General features: G+C 64.0%; 13 protein-coding genes and 1 pseudogene. 5 read left to right on the top strand and 9 right to left on the bottom strand.

Going from position 1 to position 14,094, the window contains the following annotated elements; genetic code table 11:
* Window positions 1-206: pseudogene (locus NFJ07_RS11540) on the bottom strand (circularly permuted type 2 ATP-grasp protein); the annotation flags it as partial.
* Window positions 207-616: 410 nt separating this feature from the next.
* Here NFJ07_RS11540 and NFJ07_RS11535 point away from each other — a divergent pair.
* On the top strand, window positions 617-2,179 hold the full coding sequence (locus NFJ07_RS11535; protein WP_269994472.1) for an amino acid permease: 1,563 nt from the start codon (window positions 617-619) through the stop codon (window positions 2,177-2,179).
* Between the two features lie 71 nt (window positions 2,180-2,250).
* Here NFJ07_RS11535 and NFJ07_RS11530 read toward each other — a convergent pair whose 3' ends face one another.
* From NFJ07_RS11530 to NFJ07_RS11520, 3 genes are all read right to left on the bottom strand, one after another.
* A complete protein-coding gene (locus NFJ07_RS11530; protein ID WP_269994470.1) occupies window positions 2,251-3,201 on the bottom strand; it encodes an ABC transporter permease in 951 nt (316 codons plus the stop codon).
* On the bottom strand, window positions 3,191-3,928 hold the full coding sequence (locus NFJ07_RS11525; protein WP_269994469.1) for an ABC transporter ATP-binding protein: 738 nt from the start codon (window positions 3,926-3,928) through the stop codon (window positions 3,191-3,193). Before NFJ07_RS11525 ends, NFJ07_RS11530 begins: the two co-directional genes overlap by 11 nt.
* A 99-nt stretch (window positions 3,929-4,027) precedes the next feature.
* Window positions 4,028-5,182: an ABC transporter substrate-binding protein gene (locus tag NFJ07_RS11520; RefSeq protein ID WP_269994468.1), complete on the bottom strand. Its 1,155-nt coding sequence runs from the start codon at window positions 5,180-5,182 to the stop codon at window positions 4,028-4,030.
* Window positions 5,183-5,494: 312 nt separating this feature from the next.
* Between NFJ07_RS11520 and NFJ07_RS11515 the strand changes: the two genes are divergently transcribed.
* Entirely contained in the window at window positions 5,495-5,719 is a 225-nt protein-coding gene (locus NFJ07_RS11515) for a helix-turn-helix domain-containing protein (protein WP_265977666.1), read from the top strand.
* Window positions 5,716-6,996: a type II toxin-antitoxin system HipA family toxin gene (locus tag NFJ07_RS11510; protein WP_269994465.1), complete on the top strand. Its 1,281-nt coding sequence runs from the start codon at window positions 5,716-5,718 to the stop codon at window positions 6,994-6,996. Before NFJ07_RS11515 ends, NFJ07_RS11510 begins: the two co-directional genes overlap by 4 nt.
* 102 nt (window positions 6,997-7,098) lie before the next feature.
* On the opposite strand, the gene NFJ07_RS11505 is transcribed toward NFJ07_RS11510, so the two are convergent.
* The 5 genes from NFJ07_RS11505 to NFJ07_RS11485 form a co-directional block, all read right to left on the bottom strand.
* Entirely contained in the window at window positions 7,099-8,511 is a 1,413-nt protein-coding gene (locus NFJ07_RS11505) for a sulfate adenylyltransferase subunit 1 (protein ID WP_269994464.1), read from the bottom strand.
* Window positions 8,511-9,497 (bottom strand): sulfate adenylyltransferase subunit CysD, encoded by a 987-nt coding sequence (gene cysD, locus NFJ07_RS11500; RefSeq protein WP_269994463.1) that lies wholly within the window; start codon window positions 9,495-9,497, stop codon window positions 8,511-8,513. The genes NFJ07_RS11505 and cysD overlap by 1 nt, the downstream gene beginning before the upstream one ends.
* Window positions 9,494-10,210, bottom strand: a complete 717-nt coding sequence (locus tag NFJ07_RS11495) for a phosphoadenylyl-sulfate reductase (protein WP_269994462.1) — start codon at window positions 10,208-10,210, stop codon at window positions 9,494-9,496. Before NFJ07_RS11495 ends, cysD begins: the two co-directional genes overlap by 4 nt.
* Window positions 10,207-11,952 carry a nitrite/sulfite reductase gene (locus NFJ07_RS11490; RefSeq protein WP_269994460.1) on the bottom strand — a complete coding sequence of 582 codons (1,746 nt, stop codon included), beginning with the start codon at window positions 11,950-11,952 and terminating at the stop codon, window positions 10,207-10,209. The genes NFJ07_RS11495 and NFJ07_RS11490 overlap by 4 nt, the downstream gene beginning before the upstream one ends.
* A gap of 133 nt (window positions 11,953-12,085) precedes the next feature.
* The gene (locus NFJ07_RS11485) at window positions 12,086-12,799 is read right to left on the bottom strand and encodes a sirohydrochlorin chelatase (RefSeq protein WP_269994458.1); all 714 of its coding nucleotides are present in this window, start codon (window positions 12,797-12,799) and stop codon (window positions 12,086-12,088) included.
* Between the two features lie 63 nt (window positions 12,800-12,862).
* Between NFJ07_RS11485 and NFJ07_RS11480 the strand changes: the two genes are divergently transcribed.
* Window positions 12,863-13,534 (top strand): trimeric intracellular cation channel family protein, encoded by a 672-nt coding sequence (locus NFJ07_RS11480; RefSeq protein ID WP_269994456.1) that lies wholly within the window; start codon window positions 12,863-12,865, stop codon window positions 13,532-13,534.
* A gap of 13 nt (window positions 13,535-13,547) precedes the next feature.
* Entirely contained in the window at window positions 13,548-13,970 is a 423-nt protein-coding gene (locus tag NFJ07_RS11475; RefSeq protein WP_269994455.1) for a hypothetical protein, read from the top strand.
* The last annotated feature ends 124 nt before the right edge of the window (window positions 13,971-14,094 follow it).

Here is a 14,094-nt window from a genome sequence, read left to right as displayed (position 1 = left end):
CCCGCATAATCGAAGGTCACACCCCGGTCCAAGAAGGTCCGCGCCATCGACTCCGCACGGGCGCTCACATCGGCAAGGGTCAGCTGGCCCAGCGACTCGGAGATGTGGCCGTAAGAGCCGCGAGCTAACATGCCCGGTGCGAACATCTCGTCGTACGCGCCAGCGCGCTCGACGGCAGGGCCATAATCTTCAAACAGGTCTGACATTCCCCTCACCCTCTCAATAGGTGCTACTGAGCTAAGCGGTTGTTTATTGCGGATACATTTCGTGACGTGAAACATCATTCATGGGCCGGAAAGCAACTTAACCGGGGTCTGAAAAGGGCAGTGAATCGGGATTTAGCGCGATTCAAAGTATTTCTCGCGGGGATTGCCCGGCAATAATCCCCGCAAATTCAGTGATTTCCGCGCCTTACAAAGCCTGTCGGACAGCCAGACACCCGGCTGTCGGACAGGCTTTGCGGTGGGTCGGGACAGCACAGCGTTTGGCCGTTTGTAACTTAACCGCCGTGAAATAACGGGGAAACTCACCACCCCTAGCGTGGGTTGGGCGCCGGGCACCAAGCAACATCTCAAACAAACGGACCCGGCAACAGCCATCAATCGGGGGGACCATAATGTCCAACGGAATACCTCGGCCGGATCACGATCCGGCTGACGACTTTGAAAACGACCGGGAGCACACGGGTGACCTCGCCCTTGCTACCCAGGATTTCTCCAATGAAGACGCGGGGTACCACAAAACCCTGAAGCCGCGGCAAATCCAGATGATCGCGATCGGGGGCGCGATTGGCACCGGCTTGTTCATGGGAGCCGGTGGCCGCCTCCATGGGTCCGGTCCTGCGCTGATCGTGGTCTATGCGGTCTGTGGCTTTTTCGCCTTCCTCATTCTCCGTGCGCTAGGCGAGCTCGTCCTTCACCGGCCGTCGTCCGGATCCTTCATTTCATATGCCCGCGAGTTCTACGGCGAAAAGATGGCCTTCGCCGCGGGCTGGTTGTACTTCCTCAACTGGGCCATGACCTCGGTGGTGGATGTCACCGCCGTCGCGCTCTACGTGAAGTTCTGGGCGCCTTACTGGGCGCCGCTGCAGTCCGTGCCGCAATGGGCAATCGCGCTCGTGGCGCTCGTCGTGGTCTTGTCTTTGAACCTCGTGTCAGTCAAGCTCTTCGGCGAAATGGAATTCTGGTTCGCGCTGATCAAGGTCTCGGCGTTGGTCCTGTTCCTCATCATCGGCGTGTGCTTCCTGGTATTCGGCGGCCACACGGACATCGGCCCCACCGGCTTCAGTGTCATGGCAGACAACGGCGGGATGTTCCCCATGGGTGCCGTTGCCCCACTGCTGGCTGTGAGCGGAGTGGTGTTCGCCTATGCCGCGATCGAACTTGTGGGTACAGCCGCGGGCGAGACGGAGAAGCCCAAGGAGGTCATGCCGAAGGCTGTGAACACGGTGGTCTTCCGCATCGGCATCTTCTACGTGGGATCGGTGCTTCTGCTTTCGTTGCTGCTGCCTTTCACCGCCTACAAAGCCGGAGAATCGCCCTTCGTAACGTTCTTCTCACACATCGGTTCGCCGGACGCCGGAGCAACGTCCGCTTCGATCATGAACTTCGTGGTCCTCACCGCCGCGCTCTCGAGCCTCAACGCTGGCCTGTATTCCACCGGACGCATCCTCCGTTCAATGGCTGTCAACGGCTCCGCGCCGGGCTTCACGGCCAAGATGAGCGGCCACGGCGTCCCGTACGGAGGGATCCTTCTTACCGCGGTCATTACGCTGCTCGGTGTCGGGCTGAACGCGGCGTTCCCGTCCGAGGCTTTCGAGATTGTGCTGGAGGTGTCCGCCCTTGGCATCATCGGTGGTTGGGCCACCATTGTGCTGTGCCAGATGAAGCTGCAGAAATGGGCCAAGGAAGGAAAGCTCGAACGGCCGACGTTCAGGCTCTTCGGCGCACCCTTCACCTCGTACTTGACGCTCGCATTCTTGCTTCTCGTCTTGATATCCATGGGTTTCTCGGACACCGGGCGCTGGGTACTTGCATCCCTGGTGGTGCTTGTTCCGGCTTTGGTGGGCGGCTGGTTCGCGGCCCGCAAGGGCATCTACCGCGCTGCGCAGGAGCGCGCCGGGTACACCGGTCCGTTCCCGGTAGTTGCTGAGCGTCCCGCCATCGACGCCGCCCGATAGTAGCCTGACGAAAGAAGAAGCGCCCGACGGCGGAAGTCGCCGTCGGGCGCTTGGGTCGCGTTTGGGTGCGCCTAGCGCGTGCTCCCGGCAAGCAGGCCGCGGCGCAGCAGGAGGCGGCGCTCAATCGGGGCGAAGACCACCAGCTCGATCAGGATGCCCACAAACAGAATCGCAAGGATCGCGGACATGACCGTTGCCATGTCGGACAAGGTGCGGCCCTGGTCCAGGAGCGAACCGAGTCCGAAGCCGATGGTGCCACCCACCGCGATGATTTCGGCGGCCATGAGCGAACGCCAAGAGAAAGCCCAGCCCTGCTTGAGGCCGCCGAGGTACCCGGGAAGGGCCGCTGGCAGCACAATCTGCAAGGCCATCTGTAGTCGCGAGGCGCCAAGGACCTTGCCGACGCTCCGGTATTGCGGCGGGATCTGGTCGACCCCGGAAATCAACCCGTTGATGATGGACGGGATGGCACCCATCAGGACAACAAAGTACACGGTGCCGTCCGAGAGCCCGAACCAAATGATCGCTGCCGGAACCCAAGCCACCGACGGCAGGACCTGGAGCCCGGAGATGAGAGGTCCAAAGGCACGGCGCAGCGGCTGCACCTGAGCGAGGAGCAGGCCCAGTGGAGTAGCCACGGCAACGCTGATGAGGAAGCCGATCACGCCGCGCTGAAGGGAGGTCCAGATGGCTTCCTGGGCTTTGCCTTCGGCCCAAAGAGCACCGAATTGGCTCACGACATCAAGCGGTCCTGGGACCTGGTCGACGCGTTTGAAACCGAGGGAGACGTAGAACTGCCAGGCCAGGATGAGGACCAGGAGCGCCGCAATCGGGAGGATGATCCGGGTCCAGTCGATGCGCGCCTTGCGGTGGGCATCCGACTGCAACTTGTCCAGGCCGGCCTCGAGGTCGCGGAGTTCGTCCGGGTTTCCCTTCAGGGACGGCGAGGTGATGTGGCGGGACTGTGGGGTTGCCTCCGCCGCCTCCCCCTCGGCGAGCCGGGTTTCTTGTTCAATTGGCATGGCGGCGGATCTCCTCGCGCAGGCGGCGGGTAATGGTTCCGGTCAGTTCCCCGGCACGGCCGGCGTCAGTCCGGTGTTCCTCGGTGACATTCCACTCGGCCACGACCCGTCCCGGACGGGAGGACAGCAGGAGCACCCGTTGGCCGAGCCTGACGGCTTCGCGAACGTTGTGTGTCACGAACACGATGGTGCGGCCAGTTTCCTTCCAGATCCGCTCGAGCTCGTCGTGCAGAAGGTCGCGGGTGATGGCGTCGAGGGCAGCGAACGGTTCGTCCATGAGCAGCAGCTGCCGGTCCTGGGCCAAGGAGCGGGCCAGAGCGACGCGCTGCCGCATGCCGCCGGAGAGCTCGTGCGGGCGCTTGTCCCCCGCGCCACCCAAATGGACGAGGTCCAACAGCTCGCCTGCACGGGCAGCTCGCGACGCTTTGCTCAGGCTGCCGGACTTGTCGGCGAGCTTCAGCGCGAGTTCAATGTTGCCGCGGGCAGTGAGCCACGGGAACAGCGCTGAATCCTGGAACATGAAGGCGGCGCCGTCGCCGGGCACCTCCAGGGCGCCCGACGTCGGCTGGTCCAGCCCCGCGAGGATGTTCAGCAGGGTGGATTTGCCGCAGCCGGACGCACCGAGCAGGGCGACGAACTCGCCTTGCTGGATGGTGGCGTTGACGTCGTCCAGCACCGGGGCGCCGTCGCCGAAGCGTTTACCCAGGTGTTCCAGTACGACTGGCATGGTCCCGTCCTTCGTTTGTTTGCTTGTTGAATGTGCACCCAACTGACTCGCAGTTGTTGTCGTTATGAGCCTTCAAAACGACAACAACTGCGAGTTAGTTCAGTCTTGGCCCAGTCCTGCGGCCGAGGTCTTCTGCCCGGTCATGCTGTTGAGGGCGCGGAGGTCGAAGATGCCGTTGATGTCGGCCGGTTTGGTGATGCCGGCGTCGACCCCGTCCTGGAGGAGCTTCTTGTAGGTTCCCGCGAGCGGGTCCACGGTGAAGGTGATGTTCTTCAGGGAACGGTCGATGACGTCGGCCGGGAGCGTGCTGCCGGCGGTCGCCTTCAACGCGGCGTTGATGGCGGTGGCCTTGTCTGCGGCCGAGGCGGTGTTGAGCCAGTTGACGGACGCTTCGTGGCCCTTGAGCAGGGCCGTCACCGTCTGCGGGTGGTCGGCGGCGAACTTCTTGCTCACGATCAGGATGGTGGTGGGGAACGCACCCTTGTCCCACAGGTCCTTCTCATCCACGAGGACCTTGCCGCCGGCCTGGAGCACCAGACGTGAGGCCCACGGCTCAGGCAGCCACGCGCCGTCGAGCTTTCCGTCCTGGAAGAGCTTGAGGGTCTGGGCGTTGTCGGTCGGGTTGATGGCGACATCGCCCCCGCCGTTCGGGTTGGTCTTGAGGCCCTGCTTGCCCAGCCAGGCGCGCAGCGCCACGTCCTGGGTGCCGCCGAGCTGCGGTGAGGCCAGGGTCTTGCCCTTGAGGTCTGCAGCGGTGTTGATGCCGGGCTTGACCACCAGCTGGGCTCCGCCGGACGCTGCGCCGGCGATAATGTTGATGGAGGCGCCTTTGCTCTGGACGAAGGAGTTGATGGCCGGGTTCGGGCCGAGGTAGGCGGCGTCGATCGCTCCGGCGTTCAGGGCCTCGATGGCTGCAGGTCCGGCGTTGAAGATCTGGGTAGTGAGCTTGGTGCTGCCCAGTTCCTTCGCGATGAGGCCCTTGCTGACCCCGACCAGTGCGGGGGCGTGGGTGACGTTGCCGAAGTAGCCCAGCTTAAGCTCCGTGGCAGGCGACGTTGCCGCTGCGGCCTGGGTTTCGTTGTTCTTCGCGACAACCGATGCGACGGCGGCGCCGGCACCGATCAGCAGGACGAGTCCGACGGCGATGCCGATCTCGAGCGTGCGCCGGCGCTTGGGCTTGGTGCTCTCGCCGGCGACGATGCGGGTGGTTCCCGGGTTCGAGGCGGGCGGCGTGGGTTCTGGGGTGTTTGACATGGGGGAATCCTTGGGATGCATTGCGGAAGGGGCAGGGCGTATGTCAGGCCCTGCGACATCGCCCCGAGAGGGCGGGCAAGGACCAATCCGATGAGGTCATGGATTCACCATAGGGACTGTCATATTTGCGGTTCAATGGCCCGGAAACCCGGGGTCACGCAGGTTCATGCGGCGTCACAATCGCACCGGAAAGCAATCGCACGCCTTGTCGCCGTACAGCGACAAGAGCCATTGTCGCCGTACGGCATCAAATGTTACTGTAGCCGTACGACGACAATCACAGAAGTAGCCGTACGGCGACAGGGGTCTTTCATGTTTACAGTCCGCGAGGCAGGGCCTCTTGTACGCGAACTCCGGGAAGAACATGGCTGGACACAAGCCGAACTCGCGAGCCGGGCCGGAGTGTCCAGGTCATTCCTCGTGGACCTTGAAGCCGGGAAATCCACGGTTGAAACCTGGAAATTCATGGATGTATTCCAAGCGTTAGGCTACGAAATCGCCATCCGGAACCGCGAAACAGGCAAGGTGCGCTGGTGAGTACGCGCGGACTGTACGTCTACCTGGACGGCATATTGTGTGGTCACCTAGAGCAGACTCCAAGCGGCAACCTGACGTTCAAATATGACGATTCGTACCGTTCGGGCCCCAATCCAACGCCGCTGTCCCTTTCCATGCCCTTGGCCGTGATGGTCCATAAGAAGCGTGCGGTCTTGCCCTTTTTGCAGGGGCTCCTGCCGGACAGCGAGGAGGCGTTGCGAGCCATCGGACGTCGCTTCTCGGTCTCGCCAAGCAACCCCTTTGCGATGTTGGAGCACATTGGCTCCGACGTAGCTGGAGCCATTCAGATTTGCGGCCCGGATGGCCGCCCCACTGACGGCGACCTCCAACGGCACGACGTCCGTCCCGTCGTCGAATCAGAGGTTGCCACGATGCTGGACCATGCCGTATCGGAATACGCCGACGGTACCCCTTACGACGACGGTGCCGGCCGCTTCAGTGTGGCGGGCGCCCAGCCAAAGATCGCGTTGCACAAAATGGCCGACGGCGGATGGGGGGTTCCCCACGATGCGACGCCGACGACTCACATACTCAAACCCGCCACCGGCCCGTTCAGCCGGCTCGACGTCGTTGAGCAGATGACCATGCACGCGGCTTCCGTGCTGGGGAATGATGTCGCCAAGTCAGAAATCGTATCCATCGGCAAGTGGGACGTCTTCGTCACCGAACGCTACGACAGGGCCTTGGTCGATGGGACCTGGAGGCGACTGCATCAGGAAGACTTGTGTCAAGCCCTGAGCGTGCCGCCCGAGAAAAAATACCAACACAGGGATCGTGGTCCAGGCGCGGCCGAAATCGCCCAGTTGTTTCGGTCGCTCCCCCTGGACTCCGATCGTCGGGCAACGGGAGAAAAGTTCTACCGCGCCTTTGTTTTCAACGTCGTCGCCGGGTGCACGGACGCCCATGCAAAGAACTTTTCGCTGCTGCTCCATGGCAACAACGTGAGCTTGGCACCGCTGTACGATCTGGCTACATATGCCCCATATTGGAACGGCATGAGCAGGATCGATAGCGCGATGAATGTCGGTGGCGAATACAGTCTTGAACGGATCAGTCGGTCAAACCTTGCAGGGTTGGGCCCAAAATTCGGGCTCTCGATCGACCAGGCCGATGAAACCGTCACGGAAGTCTCCTCCGGCGTCGTCCGGGCCTTTGAGTCCGCCCGCGCGCAGCTCGAAACCCAAGGACCTCGAGTGCGCGCAGTAGCGGACGATGTCCTGGGCGGACTAGTCAAGCTCCCACTGGTCGGCGCCTGACGACTGTCCCCCAGAGATACAAAAAACCGCAGCTTGTTTCCCATCCCGGACCTTGAAGGCGGGGGCTTGGGAAACAAGCTGCGGTTCCAGTCACCAAGAACGTCAGATGACGTAACGTTCGTCCTCATGGTCGCCCGGGTGGTCCTTCACCAAGCCGGCGGCCAGGGTGTTGCCGTCCACGGGATCGATCACCAGGAACGCACCCGTGCGGCGGTGGTGCAGGTAGTTCTCCAACGGCAGCGGCGCGGCCAGCCGAAGCTGGGCGTTGCCGATGTCGTTCAGCTCAAGGCTGGAGGCAGCCTCCACATTGAACGTGGCCAGATCCAACTTGCCCGTCACATTGCGGACCAAGGCCTGGACAGTGCGGGTCCCGTGCTTCACGAGCACCTTTGCACCTTCACGCAGCGGCTTGGGCGAAAGCCAGCACAGCGCCGCGTACAGGTCGGCCGAGCTCTCGCGCACCGTCCCCGCTGCGGCAATGGTGTCACCGCGGGCGATGTCGATTTCATCGGCCAGGCGGATCGCCACCGATTGCGGAGCGGTAGCCTCGGCCAGCTCGCTGCCGGCGAAGTCGATCCCCGTCACAGTGGTGATCCGGGGCTCGTGGCCCGGGCTCAGGACTGTGACCTTGTCGCCGAGCTTCACGGTTCCTTCCGTGATCTGGCCGGCGTAGGCACGGTAGTCGCGGTACGCCCCGACGTCGAGCCCTGCGGCAACAGCGTCGGGAGCCAGCGCCCCCTGCGGGCGGATGACCAGCTGGACCGGGAAGCGGAAGCTCTCCAGGTGGCTTTCCAGCTCGTCGGCGGCCGGAAGGGTTTCCAGTACCTCGAGCAGGGCCGGGCCGCTGTACCAAGGGGTGCGGTCCGAGCGGTCCACCACGTTGTCGCCGTCGAGCGCTGACACCGGGATGACCGCGACGTCGGCAATTCCATCGCTGCCCAAGCCAAGCTCGCGGGCAACCTTCTGCACGTCCGTCTCGATCTCGCGGAAGACCGACTCGCTGAAGTCCACGAGGTCGATCTTGTTCACAGCGACGATCACGTGCGCCACGCGGAGCAACTGCAGCACCGACAGGTGGCGGCGGGTCTGCTCCAGGACTCCCTTGCGGGCGTCAATGAGTACGATGACGGCGTCCGCAGTGGACGCGCCTGTCACCGTGTTCTTGGTGTACTGAACGTGCCCGGGGCAGTCCGCGAGGATGAAGCTGCGGCGATCGGTGGCGAAATAGCGGTAGGCGACGTCGATGGTGATGCCTTGTTCCCGCTCGGCACGAAGGCCGTCGGTCAGGAGGGCAAGATCAATCGCCTGGCTGCCGGTGGCGCCGGCTCCCCCAAAGCCGCGGTCCGCAGAGGTGCGGGCGACGGCGTCGAGCTGGTCGGCGAGGATCGCCTTGGAATCGTGAAGCAGGCGACCCACCAGGGTGGACTTGCCATCGTCGACGGATCCAGCGGTGGCAAAGCGGAACAAGGTAGATTCGCGCAGGCCGGTCTCCAGGAGTGAAGTCTCAGTGCTCATTAGAAGTAGCCGTCCTTCTTGCGGTCTTCCATGGCTGCCTCGGAGATGCGGTCATCTGCTCGGGTGGCGCCACGTTCGGTGAGTGTGGATGCGGCAACTTCGACGACGACGTCGGCAACCGTGCGGGCGTCGGAAAGAACAGCGCCGGTGCAGGACATGTCGCCCACAGTGCGGTAGCGGACGAGCTTCGTAACAACTTCCTCATGCGGACGCGGCATGGAAACCTCGCCGACTGCGCGCCACATGCCATCGCGTTCGTAAACCTCGCGCTCGTGGGCGTAGTACAGGCCGGGCAGCTCAATGCCTTCGCGCTCGATGTAACGCCACACGTCCAGCTCGGTCCAGTTGCTGATGGGGAACGCGCGTACGTGCTGGCCGACGGTGTGGCGGCCGTTGTACAGGTTCCACAATTCGGGGCGCTGGTTGCGGGGATCCCACTGGCCGAATTCGTCGCGCAGGCTCAGGATGCGCTCCTTGGCACGGGCCTTGTCCTCGTCGCGACGGCCGCCGCCGAAGACGGCGTCGAACTTGTTGCGCTGGATGGCATCCAGGAGCGGCACGGTCTGCAGCGGGTTGCGGGTACCATCGGCACGCTCGGCAAGTTCGCCACGGTCGATGAACTCCTGCACGGAACCCACCACGAGTTTCAGGCCCAGTCGCTCCACCGTGCGGTCACGGAAGTTGATGACCTCGGGGAAGTTGTGGCCAGTGTCCACGTGCAGCACGGGGAACGGAACCTTCCCGGGCCAGAACGCCTTGGTAGCCAGGTGCAGCATCACCACGGAATCCTTGCCGCCGGAGAACAGCAGCGCAGGCTTCTCGAACTCGGCAACAACCTCGCGGATGATGTGAATGGCTTCGGACTCGAGGGTGTCGAGGCTGGACAGGCGCTCAGACCGCAGACCCCGGGCGGCAGTCGGCGTCTCAGCAGCTTGGCTCTCCAGCACAGACAGCTCCAGGTCCTCGTTGGTGATTTGGGTGCTCATACGTGTAGTCCGCATTCTGTCTTGTCGGTTCCTGCCCAGCGGCCGGAGCGGGGGTCCGCTCCCGGTGCCACTTTGCGGGTGCAGGGCTGGCATCCGATGGACGGGTAGCCCTGGCTCAGGAGGGGGTTGACGGGAAGGATGTTGTCTTCGGAGTACTGGACCAACTGGTCAAAGCTCCAGTCGGCCATCGGGTTGACCTTGACCAGGCCGTTGGTCTCGTCCCAGGTGATCAGCGGAGTGTTGGTCCGGGTGGGAGCCTCGTCGCGGCGGACACCCGTGAACCAGACTTCGTACCCGGCGAGGGTTCGGCGCAGCGGCTGGACCTTGCGGAGCGCGCAGCACTGGGCGGCGTCGCGGGCAAACAGGTCCTTGCCGAGAAGGCGGTCCTGCTGTTCCACGGTGTTCTCGGGGAGCACGTCCACGATGTTCACCCGCAGGTTCGCGGCGACTTCGTCCCGCGTGGCGTGGGTTTCCGGGAAGTGGTAGCCGGTCTCGAGGAAGAGGACGTCGACGCCGGGAAACTGGTCTGCGACGAGGGCGGGCAGCACGGCGTCGGCCATGGAGCAGGCCACAGCGACGGTGGGCAGTTCGAAGTTGCGGGCCACCCAGGCGATGACGTCGCGGGCGGGCGCGTTCCAGCCGAGCTCTGCGGCACCGGCTTCGGCCAGGGCCTTGAGTTCGTCGTGGGAACGCTGGGAGGTCGTGGTGGTCACTGGAGATCTCCTTCATCTGCGGAGTGCGCCCATTCGGCGAAGGTCTGGCCTTCGGCGCGGTCGGCCACGAACTTCCGGACTACCCGCTCTACATAATCGGGCAGGTCCTCGACGTAAACCTTAAGGCCGCGCACGGTGCGTCCGAGGCCTGCTTCTTCGCGATCGGAGGAAGCCAGCCCGCCGCCCAAGTGAACCTGGAAGCCCGGGGTGGGATCGCCGTCGGGCGTTGGCAGCATCATGCCCTTGAGCCCGATGTCCGCAGTCTGGATGCGGGCGCAGGAGTTGGGGCAGCCGTTGATGTGCAGGGACAGTGCCTGGGGCAACTGGCTGCTGTCCGCGAGGTCGGCCAGGCGGCGTTCCAGTTCGGCGACGGCGGTGGCCGCAGTGACCTTGGTTTCCACGATGGCGAGTTTGCAGAACTCGATGCCGGTGCAGGCGATGGTGCCGCGGCGGAACACGGACGGGCGGGCGGAGAGGCCCAGTGTGTCCAGTTCAGCGACGAGCGGCTCCACCTGCTCCTTGTCGACGTCGAGCACAACGAGCTTCTGGTGCGGCGTTGTGCGGAGGCGGAAGGAACCACGGGCTTCGAGGGTGTCCGCCAGCTTCACGAGCTGGCTGCCGGACAAGCGACCGGCCAAGGGCGTGGCGCCGATGAAGAACTTGCCGTCCTTCTGCTCGTGGATACCGACGTGGTCGCCCGGTGTTGAGGGCTTGGGCGCTGCGGGGCCGTCGGAAAGCTTGAAGCCGAGGTATTCGTCTTCAAGGATCTGGCGGAACTTCTCGGGACCCCAGTCGGCCAGGAGGAACTTCAGGCGTGCCTTGGTGCGCATACGGCGGTAACCGTAGTCGCGGAAGATGCTGGTGACGCCGAGCCACACTTCGGCGGCTTCCTCGGGCTTCACGAAAGCGCCGAGCCGCTTGGCGAGCATCGGGTTGGTGGAAAGCGCGCCGCCCACCCAGAGGTCATAGCCGACGCCGAGTTCGGGGTGGACCATGCCGACCAGGCCGAAGTCGTTGATCTCGTGGACCACGTCCTGCGAGGGGTGGCCGGTGATGGCGGTCTTGTATTTGCGCGGCAGGTTGGCTAGCTCGGGGTCGCCAATGAAGCGCTCCGCGAGTTCGTGGATCAGCGGCGTGGGATCGATGATCTCGTCCTTGGCGATGCCGGCAACCGGGGAGCCCAGGATGACACGCGGGACGTCGCCGCAGGCTTCGGTGGTGGACAGGCCAACGGATTCGAGGCGGCGCCAGATTTCCGGCACGTCCTCCACGCGGATCCAGTGCAGCTGGATGTTCTGGCGGTCGGTCAGGTCGGCGCTGCCGCGGGCAAAATCCACGGAGATCTGGCCGATGACCCGCAGTTGCTCGGTGGTGAGCGCACCGCCGTCGATCCTTACGCGCAGCATGAAGTACTTGTCCTCGAGCTCGTGCGGCTCAAGCGTGGCGGTCTTGCCGCCGTCGATCCCTGGCTTGCGCTGGGTGTACAGGCCCCACCAGCGGAAGCGGCCGTGCAGGTCCGTGCCATCGATCGAGTCGAAGCCGTGCTTGGAGTAGACAGACTCGATACGCTCACGGACGTTCAGCCCGTTGTCTTCCTGCTTCCAGGTTTCGTTGGCGTTGAGCGGCGCGGTGCCGTCAACTTTCCACTGGCCGTGGGGTTTCGCGGCAGGACGGGCGGTACGGGCCGGGCGCTTGGGGGCAGCCTCGTCCGTAGACGCTCCGGCTAGAGCTGTATCAGTCATGCATCGACTGTAGGGCTGGCCAGAGAGGCGTAACAAAGGTCCGGGAAACGGAAAGTCACCTAGGGAAATATTTCGTCACGAACCGCCGTCGGGCCTTGTGGGACCGGGCCGGCTGTGCATCCTCGGGGACGGTTCAGGAGCGAGCGGCAACCACTGCGTCGTAGCGTTCCAGGGCGATCTCCGCGAGCACCGGAGAGGGCAGCAGCGGTGCCGTCACGACGTCGGCTCCGGCCTTGGACAGCTGGTCGTGAAAGTAGCCCGTTGCCAGCAGATACGAGGACACAACGACCCGGCCGCCGTCTTCGGTGAGTTCAGCGTCGGCGAGCTCAGCGCGCAAGGCCGCGACGCCGTCGGGCACGTTCGGTTCGGCACTGGCGCCATAGGCGACGCGCACCCTGTTGGGCAGCAGTTCGGCGAGCTGGCGCGCCTGCTCTTCCGAATCGACGGAACCGTCCGGCAACGACGAGCCCGCGGCGGCCAGCAGGACGCCGTCGTCGTCGCCCAGACCCGAGTCGCGCAATCGTGCGGCAAGCAGCTCGGCGAGCCGCGGATCCGGCCCCAGCGGCGGCGCTGCGGACACCTCGGGGCGGGACTTTATCGCCTTGGGGATGTCCACCTTGACGTGGTAGCCGGTGCTGAGCAGCAAGGGAACGACGACGGCGGGCGTGCCTTCGGGGAGGCCAGCCACCACGCCGCTCAACTCGGGCTCCTGGACGTCCACGTAGGCCTCAACAACGGTCAGTCCGGGGCGCAAGGCCTCAATCTCGGCCATGACCTGGCGGATGGCGGCCTGCCCTTCGACGTTCCGGGTTCCGTGGGCGCACGCGATCAAGACGGGGCTGTTCATGCGTGCAAGCGTAACGTTGGGCGAGCATGATCGCCCGTCTGTGAACGAAGAATGGAGCTGCATTTGTTCACTTTTGACCTTGCGCTGGTATGGCTGGATCTGGCCGGCGTCTTCTTTTTCGCCGTGTCCGGATCCTTGCTCGCGGCCAAGAAGCAGTTCGACATCATCGGCTCACTTCTCTTGGCTTCTCTGGTGGCCCTGGGCGGCGGTGTCATCCGCGACATCGTCATCAACGTCGGCCCGCCCGCGGCGTTCACCAACCCGGTCTATCTGCTGCCGCCCCTGTTGGCCACGGTGCTGGTGTACTTCCTGTTTTCGAGCATCCAGCGCTTCACGTCCCTCTTGACCCTGTTCGACGCCGGCGGGCTGGCCCTGTTCTGCATCACGGGGACGCTCAAGGCACTGGCCGCCGGCATGAATCCGGTGGCTGCAATCCTCCTGGGCGTCACCACGGCCGTGGGCGGCGGCTTGCTCCGCGACATCACGGCCAACGAAATTCCCACCCTCTTCAATGCCCGGGATCTCTACGCCCTGCCGGCCTTCACGGGAGCCGCCTTGACCGCCTTGCTCTGGAACATCGGAGCCTTCAACGGCGTCACGGCCGGGGTCATTGCCGCTTGGGTTTTCGCCTTCCGGGTGGTGGCTTGGCGGCGAGGTTGGCGGGTGCCCTTGGCGGTCCGGGGATGGCACCGCGCCGGGGTCTCATCGGGCGCCGATTCACGTGGCCGCGATTAGCTAGGATGGGAGCATGACTGACATGTTCCTCGAGAAATTCCGCGCGCTTGTACCGAAGTATCTCGAGGACGAATGGCAGGAAGAAGATGGGCTGTCCACCTCTGAGCTGGACGAGGCCCTGTCCGCCCACTCATTCACCATTCCCATGGTGCTGCGCGAGTTCTACCTCGCGATCGGTGGCTGTGAGGACCTCATGGAGGCCTACCACTACTTCTGGGACCCCGAAGAGCTCGAAGTGGACGACGAAGGCTTCCTCATGTTCCTGGAGGACGAGGAAGAGCAGTTCACCTGGGGTTTCCGCATAGGCGACCTCGGCGTCCCGGATCCCATCGTGTGGCGTCGCAACAACGCCCGCGGCCAATGGAAATCTGAAGAAGGCACATTCTCCGAGTTCGTGTTCGACATGTTCGACTGGGCTTTCAGCGACGAAGACTAGGTTTTTTGGGGGTCGTTTTTGCGGGGGGCTTTGCCTTCCTGACCCTGTTTGAATTTGGAAGGGCCGCGACACGCCTTGAACAGGGTGTGTCGCGGCTTTTTCCGTGCCAAAGAGGGTCATGACG

The organism is Arthrobacter sp. B2a2-09 (genome assembly GCF_027587375.1).
Classification (GTDB): domain Bacteria; phylum Actinomycetota; class Actinomycetes; order Actinomycetales; family Micrococcaceae; genus Arthrobacter.
Note: the sequence above shows the minus strand (reverse complement) of the source record. Positions and strands in the feature narration are given on the sequence as shown.

Bases quoted from the DNA above. Each gene is read 5' to 3' on its own strand.
- NFJ07_RS11505 (WP_269994464.1), bottom strand. From the start codon at position 8,511: ATGAGCACTGAGACTTCACTCCTGGAGACCGGCCTGCGCGAATCTACC.
- NFJ07_RS11530 (WP_269994470.1), bottom strand. From the start codon at position 3,201: ATGCCAATTGAACAAGAAACCCGGCTCGCCGAGGGGGAGGCGGCGGAG.
- NFJ07_RS11520 (WP_269994468.1), bottom strand. From the start codon at position 5,182: ATGTCAAACACCCCAGAACCCACGCCGCCCGCCTCGAACCCGGGAACC.
- NFJ07_RS11490 (WP_269994460.1), bottom strand. From the start codon at position 11,952: ATGACTGATACAGCTCTAGCCGGAGCGTCTACGGACGAGGCTGCCCCC.
- cysD (WP_269994463.1), bottom strand. From the start codon at position 9,497: ATGAGCACCCAAATCACCAACGAGGACCTGGAGCTGTCTGTGCTGGAG.
- NFJ07_RS11485 (WP_269994458.1), bottom strand. From the start codon at position 12,799: ATGAACAGCCCCGTCTTGATCGCGTGCGCCCACGGAACCCGGAACGTC.
- NFJ07_RS11515 (WP_265977666.1), top strand. From the start codon at position 5,495: ATGTTTACAGTCCGCGAGGCAGGGCCTCTTGTACGCGAACTCCGGGAA.
- NFJ07_RS11525 (WP_269994469.1), bottom strand. From the start codon at position 3,928: ATGCCAGTCGTACTGGAACACCTGGGTAAACGCTTCGGCGACGGCGCC.
- NFJ07_RS11475 (WP_269994455.1), top strand. From the start codon at position 13,548: ATGACTGACATGTTCCTCGAGAAATTCCGCGCGCTTGTACCGAAGTAT.
- NFJ07_RS11535 (WP_269994472.1), top strand. From the start codon at position 617: ATGTCCAACGGAATACCTCGGCCGGATCACGATCCGGCTGACGACTTT.